Origin of the sequence: Pseudomonas sp. TWRC1-2 (genome assembly GCF_049896685.1) — a bacterium.
In the GTDB taxonomy this organism is placed as follows: Bacteria; Pseudomonadota; Gammaproteobacteria; order Pseudomonadales; family Pseudomonadaceae; genus Aquipseudomonas.
Genome location: NZ_JAFCUU010000006.1, coordinates 432,313 through 444,329, shown reverse-complemented (window position 1 = coordinate 444,329; position 12,017 = coordinate 432,313). Strand labels below are relative to the sequence as shown.

Annotated in this window: 10 protein-coding genes; 7 read left to right on the top strand and 3 right to left on the bottom strand. The window is 60.7% G+C overall.

Annotated elements, in window-relative coordinates; all coding sequences use genetic code 11:
* Positions 1–476: 476 nt before the first annotated feature.
* From ACP7B3_RS19865 to ACP7B3_RS19835, 7 genes are all read left to right on the top strand, one after another.
* Positions 477–1,403, top strand: a complete 927-nt coding sequence (locus ACP7B3_RS19865) for a glutamate/aspartate ABC transporter substrate-binding protein (RefSeq protein ID WP_145161533.1) — start codon at positions 477–479, stop codon at positions 1,401–1,403.
* Positions 1,404–1,597: 194 nt separating this feature from the next.
* Positions 1,598–2,344 (top strand): amino acid ABC transporter permease, encoded by a 747-nt coding sequence (locus ACP7B3_RS19860; RefSeq protein WP_003208731.1) that lies wholly within the window; start codon positions 1,598–1,600, stop codon positions 2,342–2,344.
* Positions 2,344–3,015, top strand: a complete 672-nt coding sequence (locus ACP7B3_RS19855) for an amino acid ABC transporter permease (RefSeq protein ID WP_106579410.1) — start codon at positions 2,344–2,346, stop codon at positions 3,013–3,015. The genes ACP7B3_RS19860 and ACP7B3_RS19855 overlap by 1 nt, the downstream gene beginning before the upstream one ends.
* A complete protein-coding gene (locus ACP7B3_RS19850; protein ID WP_012722475.1) occupies positions 3,012–3,746 on the top strand; it encodes an amino acid ABC transporter ATP-binding protein in 735 nt (244 codons plus the stop codon). The genes ACP7B3_RS19855 and ACP7B3_RS19850 overlap by 4 nt, the downstream gene beginning before the upstream one ends.
* 224 nt (positions 3,747–3,970) lie before the next feature.
* On the top strand, positions 3,971–5,872 hold the full coding sequence (locus ACP7B3_RS19845; RefSeq protein ID WP_426180358.1) for a sensor histidine kinase: 1,902 nt from the start codon (positions 3,971–3,973) through the stop codon (positions 5,870–5,872).
* On the top strand, positions 5,869–7,218 hold the full coding sequence (locus ACP7B3_RS19840) for a sigma-54-dependent transcriptional regulator (RefSeq protein ID WP_145161527.1): 1,350 nt from the start codon (positions 5,869–5,871) through the stop codon (positions 7,216–7,218). Before ACP7B3_RS19845 ends, ACP7B3_RS19840 begins: the two co-directional genes overlap by 4 nt.
* A gap of 8 nt (positions 7,219–7,226) precedes the next feature.
* Positions 7,227–7,556 (top strand): GlpM family protein, encoded by a 330-nt coding sequence (locus ACP7B3_RS19835; protein WP_426180473.1) that lies wholly within the window; start codon positions 7,227–7,229, stop codon positions 7,554–7,556.
* Between the two features lie 166 nt (positions 7,557–7,722).
* Here ACP7B3_RS19835 and ACP7B3_RS19830 read toward each other — a convergent pair whose 3' ends face one another.
* From ACP7B3_RS19830 to ACP7B3_RS19820, 3 genes are read right to left on the bottom strand one after another with little or no spacing between them, the layout of a single operon-like run.
* Entirely contained in the window at positions 7,723–9,120 is a 1,398-nt protein-coding gene (locus ACP7B3_RS19830) for a sigma-54-dependent transcriptional regulator (protein ID WP_145161521.1), read from the bottom strand.
* Positions 9,110–10,888, bottom strand: coding sequence for an ATP-binding protein (locus tag ACP7B3_RS19825; RefSeq protein WP_426180355.1), 1,779 nt, complete (start codon positions 10,886–10,888; stop codon positions 9,110–9,112). The genes ACP7B3_RS19830 and ACP7B3_RS19825 overlap by 11 nt, the downstream gene beginning before the upstream one ends.
* The gene (locus ACP7B3_RS19820; protein ID WP_426180353.1) at positions 10,888–12,012 is read right to left on the bottom strand and encodes a GNAT family N-acetyltransferase; all 1,125 of its coding nucleotides are present in this window, start codon (positions 12,010–12,012) and stop codon (positions 10,888–10,890) included. The genes ACP7B3_RS19825 and ACP7B3_RS19820 overlap by 1 nt, the downstream gene beginning before the upstream one ends.
* Between the last annotated feature and the right edge of the window lie 5 nt (positions 12,013–12,017).

The following is a 12,017-nucleotide window of genomic DNA, read 5'->3' as shown; positions in this document are numbered from 1 at the left end:
TCAGCGACACATGAGCTGACTGACAAACCGCATTCGCGGGCAAGCCCGCTCCCACATTTGGATCTCTGTGCTTCAGACAGAAGTGTGTTGCTGTGCTGCTTCTACCACTCAGGTCGGCTACCACGCCGTCGTGCTCTGCGTTTGCCAAAAGTGACCCGCTGTAAGAGCGGAATCGCCAGCCGCCGTTACCGCAGCAACGCATATACACCGCCTCCCCCAAAGCCATTCGGTTTTCCGAACACCACACCCCGAACCATTCGGTTTGCCGGACCAAACCACCAAACCCCTCCCGTCACGCAAACTTAATCCCCATATAAATCAACCAGATAACCTTTTATCCCTGGTATGGCACGACTCATGCTCTACACTCCCTGACGATTGCCTGCGACGCTTCAGGAGCCGTCACGGGCATTCGCTGTACAAAAGAGAGCCGTTTAGCCGGCTTCATAAAAAAAACAAATGTCGAGGAAGTATTGATGCGCATCGTTCCCCATATCCTGGGCGCAGCTATCGCTGCTGCTCTGATCAGCACTCCAGTTTTCGCCGCCGAACTCACCGGCACACTGAAGAAAATCAACGACTCCGGCACTATCACTCTCGCTCACCGCGACAGCTCCATTCCGTTCTCCTACATCGCGGATGGCTCGGGCAAACCCGTGGGCTACTCCCACGACATTCAACTGGCCATCGTTGAAGCCCTGAAAAAAGACCTGAACAAACCCGATCTGAAGGTCAAGTACAACCTGGTCACCTCGCAAACCCGTATCCCGCTGATCCAGAACGGCACCGCGGATATCGAATGCGGCTCCACCACCAACAACGCCGAACGCGCTCAACAAGTTGATTTCACCGTCAACATGTTCGAAATCGGCACCCGCCTGCTGGTCAAGAAAGACAAGGATGGCAAGCCGTCCTACGCTGACTTTGCCGACCTGAAAGGCAAAAACGTCGTGACCACCGCTGGCACCACGTCCGAGCGCATCATCAAAGCGATGAACGCCGACAAGCAAATGGGCATGAACGTCATCTCCGCCAAAGACCACGGCGAATCCTTCCAGATGCTGGAAAGCGGCCGCGCCGTCGCCTTCATGATGGACGACGCCCTGCTCGCAGGCGAAGAAGCCAAGGCCAAGAAGCCGGACGACTGGGTCATCACCGGTACGCCACAGTCCTTCGAAGCCTATGCGTGCATGGTGCGTAAAGACGATCCAGCCTTCAAAAAGGCTGTCGATGACGCCATCGTCGGTCTGTACAAATCCGGCGAAATCAACAAGATCTACAGCAAGTGGTTCGAGAGCCCGATTCCTCCAAAAGGCCTGAATCTGAACTTCCCGATGAGCGACAAGGTTAAGGAGCTGATCGCTAACCCAAGCGACAAACCAGCCCCTGACGTAAAAATCTGATACCTGACTAAGCTTATCTCCTGAGGGAGCCAACCCTCCCTCAGGCGTCTGTTACTACCTGCTGGCTTTAATTTGGAACACTCGACCTGGCGGTTTTCGAGCCGATCGCGTGTGCCTGGCGTTCAACGTCGGGCGGGAAAGGATCTTCCCCAAGCGGGTGCTTGTACATCGATCGATCTCGAGGGGAGACCCTAATGAATTACAACTGGGACTGGGGCGTGTTCTTCAAGTCCACTGGCGTGGGCAGCGAGACTTATCTCGACTGGTACATCGCCGGCTTGGGCTGGACCATCGCCATCGCTGTCGTGGCATGGATTATCGCCTTGTTGCTGGGGTCCATTCTGGGCGTCATGCGCACCGTGCCAAACCGCATCGTATCGGGCATCGCAACCTGCTACGTGGAACTGTTTCGTAACGTGCCGCTGCTGGTTCAGCTGTTTATCTGGTACTTCCTGATACCCGATCTGCTGCCGCAAAACCTGCAGGACTGGTACAAACAAGACCTCAACCCGACTACCTCGGCCTACCTGAGCGTCGTCGTGTGCCTGGGCCTGTTCACCGCCGCCCGTGTGTGTGAACAAGTGCGTACCGGCATCCAGGCGCTGCCACGCGGCCAGGAATCTGCCGCACGCGCCATGGGCTTCAAGCTGCCGCAGATCTACTGGAACGTGCTGCTGCCTCAGGCGTACCGCATCATCATTCCGCCGCTTACCTCGGAATTTCTCAACGTGTTCAAGAACTCCTCCGTGGCGTCCTTGATCGGTTTGATGGAGCTGCTGGCGCAAACCAAACAGACTGCCGAGTTCTCGGCCAACCTGTTTGAAGCCTTCACCCTGGCCACGCTGATCTACTTCACCCTGAACATGAGCCTGATGTTGCTGATGCGCGTGGTCGAGAAGAAAGTCGCGGTGCCCGGCCTGATCTCCGTGGGGGGTAAATAATGGACTTCGATTTCAGCGGCATCATCCCCGCCATTCCCGGCCTGTGGAACGGCATGGTCATGACCTTGCAGTTGATGGTCATGGGTGTGATCGGCGGTATCGCGCTGGGGACGATGCTGGCGCTGATGCGCCTGTCGTCCAGCAAACTGCTGTCGCGTCTGGCCGGCGCCTACGTGAACTACTTCCGCTCGATCCCGCTGCTGTTGGTGATCACCTGGTTCTACCTGGCGGTGCCGTTCGTGTTGCGCTGGATAACCGGCGAAGACACCCCGATCGGTGCGTTCACCTCCTGCGTCGTGGCCTTCATGATGTTCGAAGCCGCGTACTTCTGTGAAATCGTGCGGGCCGGCGTGCAGTCGATCCCCAAGGGCCAGATGGCCGCCGCACAGGCGATGGGCATGACCTATGGCCAGACCATGCGTCTGATCATCCTGCCCCAGGCGTTCCGCAAGATGACCCCGTTGCTGCTGCAACAGTCGATCATCCTGTTCCAGGACACCTCGCTGGTTTACACCGTGGGCCTGGTGGACTTCCTCAACTCCGCCCGCTCCAACGGCGACATCATTGGCCGCTCCAATGAGTTCCTGATCTTCGCCGGTGTCGTCTACTTCATCATCAGCTTTTCCGCCTCGCTGCTGGTCAAGCGTCTGCAAAAAAGGTTTGCCGTATGATCTCTATCAAGAACATCAACAAGTGGTATGGCGACTTCCAGGTGCTGACCGATTGCAGCACCGAGGTTAAAAAAGGCGAAGTGATCGTGGTGTGCGGGCCATCCGGCTCGGGTAAATCCACCCTGATCAAGTGCGTCAACGCACTGGAACCGTTCCAGAAAGGCGACGTGGTGGTGGATGGCACGTCCATCGCCGACCCGAAGACCAACCTGCCGCAACTGCGCTCGCGCGTGGGCATGGTGTTCCAGCACTTCGAACTGTTCCCGCACCTGACCATCACCGAAAACCTGACCATCGCGCAGATCAAGGTGCTTGGCCGCAGCAAGGAAGAAGCTACCAAAAAGGGCCTGCAACTGCTTGAGCGCGTCGGCCTTTCGGCACACGCCCACAAGCACCCGGGCCAGCTTTCCGGCGGCCAGCAACAACGTGTGGCGATTGCCCGCGCCCTGGCCATGGACCCGATCGTCATGCTGTTCGACGAACCGACCTCGGCGCTGGACCCTGAAATGGTCAACGAAGTGCTCGACGTGATGGTGCAACTGGCCCACGAAGGCATGACCATGATGTGCGTCACCCACGAAATGGGGTTTGCGCGCAAAGTGGCCGACCGCGTGATCTTCATGGACGCCGGCAAGATCATCGAAGACTGCCCGAAGGAGGAGTTCTTCGGCGACATCAGCGCCCGCTCCGAACGCGCGCAGCACTTCCTTGAGAAAATCCTGCAGCACTAAAAACAGCAGTGTTCTCCCTGCGAGAACCCGGCTAACGCAGGCACTGGCTCATGTGGGAGCTGGCTTGTGTGGGAGCTGGCTTGCCTGCGATGGCATCACCTCGGTGCCCCTGTGATACCGAGGCGTCTGCATCGCGGGCAAGCCCGGCTCCCACAAAAGCCAGGCCCCACACAAACAGGTCCATGCCAGGGCCGGCAAGCTCTGGTTGACCCAAGGCAACTGTGATGAAATGCGACCCCAACCAATTTCGCGCCGCACCGCCATCACTTGCCGTGAAACCTCGTCTGATTCGCCAACTGTTCCTGCCGCCGTTGATCATCGCCCTGATGATCGGCTTGGGTTATATCGGCTTTTGGGTCAGTGAGTATTACGGCATCAGCACCCTCAGCGACAACGGCGAACGCCAGTTGGAGCTGCACGCGCGCACCGTCGAAAGCGAACTGAGCAAATACACCTACCTGCCCAGTCTGCTGGAGCTCGAATCCAGCGTCTCCACGCTGCTGGCCGACCCGAACCAGGAAACCCGGCAGACGGTCAATGATTACCTCGAAGGCCTGAACCGACGCAGTCGCAGTCGGGCCATCTACGTGATGGACACCACCGGCCGGGTGCTGGCCACCAGTAACTGGCGCGATGCCGACAGTTACCAGGGTGAAGACCTGTCCTTTCGCGCCTATTTCCAGAATGCCGTGCGCGGCCAGCCGGGCCGCTTCTATGGCATCGGCAGCACCAACGGCGAGCCCGGCTACTACCTGGCTCACGGCCTGGAAGAACACGGCAAGATCATCGGCGTCGCCGTGGTCAAAGTGCGCCTCGAAGCCCTCGAAGAGCGCTGGCAGCGTGCGCGCCTCGAAGCGTTCGTGAGCGACGAGAACGGCATCATCATCCTCTCCAGCGACCCGGCCCGCCGGCTCAAGGCCGTGCGCCCGCTGAGCGACGACACCAAAGAACGCCTGGCCCACAGCCTGCAATATTACTGGGCGACGCTTAACGAGCTGGAACCGCTGGCCCGTGAGCGACTCAATGAGGGCACCGAAAAGCTGACCTTCCCGGCCAACAGCGAAGTGGTCAACGACGAGCACGAAGTCAGCTACCTCGCGCAAACCCGCCCGCTCAACGACACGCCGTGGAATTTCACCCTGCTGACGCCGCTCAATGAGCTGCGCCGCGCGGCGATCAACCAGGGCATTCTGATCGCTGTCGCATTCGGCCTGGTGGCGTTTTTGCTGATCGCCTGGAACGAGCGCCGCAAGGTGATCGCCACCCGCCTCGCCGCGCGGGAAGCGTTGCAGGAAGCCAACAGCCAGCTGGAGCGTCGGATTGCCGAACGCACCGCCGACCTGCGTGCCAGCAACGAACGGCTCAAGGGCCAGATTCGCGAACGGCGCCAGGCCGAAGAAACCTTGCGCCGCGCCCAGGACGAACTGGTGCAGGCCGGCAAACTCGCCGCCATCGGCCAGATGTCCACCAGCATCGCCCATGAGTTGAACCAGCCACTGGCGGCGCTGCGCACACTGTCGGGCAATACCGTGCGCTTCCTCGAACGTGGCGCGCTCGACACCGCCAGTGCCAACCTCAAGACCATCAATGAACTGATCGACCGCATGGGCCGCATCACGGCCAGCCTGCGTTCGTTTGCACGGCGCGGTGATGACCAGGGCGAAGCCAACCTTGGCAAGGCTGTGGACGCCGCGTTCCAGGTGCTCGGCGCTCGTCTCGACGGCCTGCCGCTGACCGTGCACCGCGACTTCGCCAACGCTCAATTGCAGATCGACCAGACACGCCTGGAGCAGATCCTGGTCAACCTGATCGGCAACGCCCTGGACGCGATGCAGGCGCAACCTGCGCCCGAACTGTGGTTGGATGGCCAGGTGCTTGAGGGCAGGTACCGCCTGCACGTGCGCGACAACGGGCATGGCATCGACCCCGAAACGCGCAAGCATTTATTCGAACCGTTCTTCACCACCAAACCCGGCGAACAAGGCCTGGGCCTGGGCCTGACCCTTTCCGCCAGCCTCGCGGCGGCCACCGGCGGCAACCTTGCCGTGGAACACCCGGCCAGCGGTGGTACTGCCTTTGTCTTGTGCCTGCCGCTGGTGGGCACTCAAAAAGCTGAGTCGACATGAATACAGACACCCCAGCCGCAAAAGACGACCTCACCGTTCTGATCGTCGAGGACGATCCCCATGTGCTGCTCGGCTGCCAACAGGCCCTGGCGCTGGAAGACATTCCCAGCGTGGGCGTGGGCAGTGCTGAAGAAGCCCTCAAGCGCATTGGCGAGAACTTTGCCGGCATCGTCATCAGCGACATTCGCCTGCCGGGCATCGACGGCCTCGAGCTGCTGACCCGCCTCAAAGCGCTGGATAAAAGCCTGCCGGTGGTGCTGATTACCGGGCACGGTGATATTTCGATGGCCGTCGGGGCCATGCGCAATGGCGCCTATGACTTCATGGAAAAACCCTTCTCCCCCGAACGCCTGGTCGACGTGGCGCGCCGCGCCCTGGAGCAACGCGGGCTGGCGCGAGAAGTGTGGTCGCTGCGCCGCCAACTGGCCGAGCGTGACTCGCTGGAGGGCCGCATCATCGGCCGCTCGCCGGCCATGCAGAATCTGCGCGAACTGATCGCCAACGTCGCTGACACCTCGGCCAACGTGCTGATCGAAGGCGAGACCGGCACCGGCAAGGAACTGGTCGCGCGCTGCCTGCATGATTTCAGCCGGCGCCATGCCCACCAGTTCGTTGCCTTGAACTGCGGCGGCCTGCCGGAAAACCTGTTCGAAAGCGAGATTTTCGGCCACGAAGCCAACGCCTTTACCGGCGCCGGCAAACGTCGCATCGGCAAGATCGAGCACGCCCACGAAGGCACGCTGTTTCTCGATGAAGTGGAAAGCATGCCGATCAACCTGCAGATCAAACTGCTGCGGGTGCTGCAGGAACGCACCCTTGAACGGCTGGGCTCGAACCAGAGCGTGGCCGTGGATTGCCGGGTGATCGCCGCCACCAAATCCGACCTCGATGAACTGAGCCGCGCCAGCCAATTTCGCAGCGACCTTTACTACCGCCTCAACGTGGTGACCCTGGAACTGCCGCCGTTGCGCGAACGTCGCGAAGACATCCTGCAGTTGTTCGAGCACTTCCTGCAGCAATCCTCCTTGCGCTTTGATCGCACCGCGCCGGAGCTGGACAACCAGACCGTGTCGACGCTGATGAGCCACGACTGGCCAGGCAACGTGCGCGAACTGCGCAACGTCGCCGAGCGCTTTGCCCTGGGCTTGCCCGCCTTCAAGAAAAGCGGCAGCGGCAACAGCAACCACGGCCTGGCCTTCACCGAAGCGGTGGAAGCCTTCGAGCGCAACCTGCTCAACGATGCCCTGCAGCGCAGCGGCGGCAACCTGACCCAGGCCAGCCTGGAACTGGGAATGGCCAAGACCACCCTGTTCGACAAGGTCAAGAAATACGGGTTGAGCCACTGATGGATCTATTGCTGAAGGCCGCCATTGGCGCGGCGGTGGTGTTGATCCTGGCGGCGCTGGCCAAGACCAAAAACTATTACATCGCGGGGCTGGTGCCGCTGTTTCCGACCTTTGCGTTGATTGCGCACTACATCGTCGGCAAGGGCCGCTCGGTGGAGGACCTGAAGACCACCATCGTGTTTGGGATGTGGTCGATCATTCCATATTTTGTGTATTTGGCGACGCTGTATGTGATGGTCGACCGCCTGCGCCTGGAGGCGTCACTCGCCGTGGCGGCGGTGGCGTGGCTGATGGCGGCGACAGTGTTGGTGAGCGTGTGGGTGCGCCTGCATAGCTGACAACCGCGGTCAAAAATGGGCAAGGATGACCTGACACACCTCAATCAAAAATGTGGGAGCGGGCTTGCTCGCGAAGGCGGCGTGTCAGTCGATATATCCGCTGACTGAATCACCGCTTTCGCGAGCAAGCCCGCTCCCACATTTAGATGTGCGACTCACCCGAAACTCAGCGGACGATCTTGTCGACCTGAATCCCCAGCTTCTTCAACCGATACCAGAAGCTTCTCTCGGAAATCCCGATCTTCGCCGCCGCCGCAGCCTGCACGCCGTTGCTCTCGTGCAACGCCGCCAGGATGTAGGTTTTCTCGACGTCCGCCAGCGCCGCGTCCAGGTCCGCAGGCACGCCAGGGTTGTCACCGAGCAGCGCCGTAACGCCGTCCTCTGCCGGTTTTGAAGCAAACAGGTAGGCCGGCAGGTCGATGTCTTCGATCACCGGCTTGGCGGCGACGATGGTTGCGCGCTCCACGCAGTTTTGCAGCTCGCGGATATTCCCCGGCCAGTTGTAAGCCGCCATGGCCTGCAAGGCCTCCGGGCTGAACCCGGTGATGCGTTTGCCGGCGGTGGCGCTCAGGGTCTGGGCGAAGTGCCGGGCCAGGGGCACGATGTCCTCGGCGCGTTCGCGCAGGGCCGGCAGCGGGATCGGAAACACATTCAGACGGTAATACAGGTCTTCGCGAAACTCTTTATTGGCCACCGCGTCCAGCAGGTTCTTGTTGGTGGCGGCGATCACCCGCACGTCCACCTTGCGCTCGCGCGGGTCGCCCACCGGCTCGATCACGCGCTCCTGCAACGCGCGCAGGATCTTGGCCTGCAACGCCAGGGGCATGTCGCCCACCTCATCCAGAAACAGCGTGCCCTTGTCGGCCTGCATAAAGCGCCCGACCCGATCCGCCACGGCGCCGGTGAAGGCGCCCTTGCGATGGCCAAACATTTCACTTTCCAGCAAGCCTTCCGGAATCGCCGCGCAGTTGACCGCTACAAATGGCTTGTCGGCACGGCTGCCGTGTTTGTGGATCGCGCGCGCGACCATTTCCTTGCCGGTGCCGCTTTCGCCAGTCAGCAGGATGGTGGCGTTGCTGTCACGCACCGAATCGATTGCATGCAGCACTTGGCGAAACGCCGGGCTGTCACCCACCAAGCTGTCGAACTGCGCATGGTGATCGAGTTCGGCGCGCAGCCGCGCGTTGTCGCGCATGATGTCGCGAAACTGCAAGGCCTTGGCGACGGTGATGTCCAGTTCGTCGATGTCGAACGGCTTGGCAATGTAGTCATAGGCGCCGTTGCGCATTGATTGCACGGCGTTTTTCACCGTGCTGTAGGCGGTCATCACGATCACCGGCAAATCCGGGAAACGCACCTTGATCTCGGCCAGCAGCGCCGGGCCGTCCATGCCGGGCATGCGCCAGTCACTGATCACCAGGTCGATGTCTTCCTGTTCCAGCACCTTGAGCGCGTGCAGGCCGTTGCTTGCGGTAAATACCTGAATGCCGTTCTGGCTCAGGGCCGACGACAACAAGTCGCAGAGCTTGGGCTCGTCGTCGACTACCAATACGTTATGCGTCATGACCATCCTCATCGTCGCCGTCGTCATCACCCTGGGCCGGAATGTACAGGCTGAAGGTGGCGCCGGCATCTTTCTCACTGGCACATTCAATGCTGCCGTCGTGACTTTCCATGATCGAATAGACTTTTGCCAGGCCCAGGCCCGTGCCCGAGGCCTTGGTGGTGACGAACGGTGTGAAGATCCGCTCGATCATATCCGCCGGGATGCCCTGGCCGGTGTCGGCGATGCTGATCACGGTGTTGCCCTCGACACTGCGAATGCCCAGGGTCAGGCGCCCGCCTTCGGGCATCGCGTCGATGGCGTTGAGAATCAGGTTGAGGCACGCCTGCTTGAGCTGTTTGGCGTCGGCATAGATCGTCGCACCGGGTGCCTGGTCGTCAATCTGCGCGTCAATGTTATGCGTGGACAGTTCCGGGCTGCAGAAACCGAGGATCTCTTCCACCAACGCTCGCGCCGGCTGCAGCACACGCAGCGGCGGGTTGGGTTTGGCAAAATCGAGGAATTCGGTGATCAGGTCGTTGATGCGGCTGACTTCGCTGATCACGTATTCCAGGTGGCGCTTGTCGGTTTCCGCCAGGTCGGCGCGACGGTGCAACAGTTGCGTCGCGGTCTTGATGATGCCCAGCGGGTTGCGGATCTCGTGAGCCAGGCCCATGGCGACTTCGCCCAGGGCGTGCAGCCGATCGCGACGGCGCAACTGGGCTTCAAGGTGATGCAGTTCGCCCAGGCGCTCGGTCATGTGGTTGAAGGTGCTGCTCAACTGCGCCAGCTCATCGCCGCCACTCACCAATACGCGGTGTTCGTAATGCCCCGAGATCACCGCGTCCACGCCTTGGGACAAATCACGCAGCGGTTTGGTCAGGCGCCGCGACACCAGCACGCCGGCGCCCAGGGACAATGCCGAGCTGAGCAGGAAAATCAGCACGAACAGATTGCTCTGATTCACCAGCCCGACCAGGCTGGTATGGCGTAGCAGGCCGCTGAAGATCACCCCTTGCAGGTCGCCGGCATCATTGAAGATGGGCCAATACAGACCGCTGTAGTTGTTGGTGAACTGCTCGCTCGGCTGCTTGGTGGCGCGCATGGCCGTTTCGACGTCCTTGGGAATGCGCGAGGGGTGGTTTTCGAAACGCTGGGTCGAGAAGATTTCGTTAAAGCCCGACGGATTGGCCAGGTACAGGCGCAGGTCGAGGGAATGCACATCGGCCACGCTGGTGAGGAAACTGCTGTCCAGGTACGTCGCCACCAACAGCAGGTAGTCGACGCCTTCCTGGGTGGTTTCGAAGGTCGAGACCACCAGGCCCGTACTCACGCCCGCCACCTGCACGGTTTGCAGCACGGCGTTGCTGGTCAGGTCGATCTGCTTGACCACATCGTCGGAGGCCGTGCTGAACACGACCTTGTGATCACTCACGCGAATCAGCGCGACCACGTCGATGTCCGTGGCGTCGGCGATGTCGGCGGTCAGCCGGTCGTGCTTGGCGGCCTGCTTGTTCGAAGGCGGGCTGGTGTAGCGCAGGAACAGCTTGGCCATGCGCGCGTTGTCATGAAGGATGTCGCCGATTTCGTCCTTGACGATCTTGGTCGACTCTTGCAGCCAGATACGCACGTTACTGTCGAAAATCTGCGACAGCGTGGTCGCCGCCAGCTCGGCGGCGATCATGGTGGGAATAACGCTGACCAGCCAGAACGCCAGCACCAGCTTGCGCTGGACGCTCCAGCGCGAAATGGCAAAGGGGCGGGCTTTCTGGCGGGTTTTGGTGATCATCAGGTTTCGCTTATCGCAGCAGCCATGGCAGGGTCGGAACGGTCCGGTCTCAGGTACATTTTCACGAGCTTGAGCAGGCTGTTGACCAGCCGGTTACGGTGACGGAAGAACATGCTGTTGCCTTGGAACTCGCACCCCAGGCGCAGCTTACTGGCATACCCTTCCTGACCGCACTCGTACACAGGGATATTGTGCTGAATACAGTAGTCGACGTTGGTCAGCCAACTGCGAAAGTACAGGTTGTATTCGCGGCTGAATGCCATGTCATGCCCAAAAAACTTGTCGATCAGGCGGTGCTGGTCCAGCAGGATCAGATTGAACGCCACCAGGTGCTCGTCCACCCAATAAAGAACACAGACCGCACGCCCTTCAAGCCGTTCGAGGATGCCGGTGAAGTAACGCGCCGGCAAACGTTCGAACTGCAGCTGCGCGCGCTCGAGCGTGGCCTCGTACAAGCGCATGACATCCGGCAACACATCATCAATATTGCGCCGCCACTCCACGCGCGGGCCCGGCGCACGCAGTTTACGGCGCAGGTCCTTGCGCGTCGATTTGCACAACGAGCCAAGGTAGGCGTCTACCGAACCGTAGGGCACCGAGAGCAGACCGCTGGGCAAACTCGGCATGCTCTGGAAACCTGCGCTGCGGCAACTGGTCGCCCAGTGCGAGTCGTCGGTCGGTACATCTTTGACCGCCACCAGGCCAATTCCGAAGGCACTGGCATCCTGGCGCGCGGCTTGCAGCAACTGCTTGAGCAACACTGGGCGTCGCGTCTGGGGTATGCCGCTTGCAATACCTGCGTCGCAACGCTCGGCTATCGGCGAGCCGATGGCATACAGCGGCAAGCGTAAAACACCCGGCCACAGTCGCTCCAGGCGTTCGGTAAAACGCTTGCCGGCGCCCGACACCGTGGTGTCGAGGCGATAATGGGTGATGAACGCGGCGGCCACTGCCACCAGCGTTTCATCTTCGTAAACCGCCAAGTAGCGCCATTTGAAGTCATCAATGGTCGCGTTTTCCACGGCGACGTAAAAATCCCAATCCTCCAGAGCACCGGGAAAACAGTCGTTCCAGGCACTGCGCTGGATGGCCCGGATAGTCGAGAAGGCTTGAGCGGTGATCACGTCGC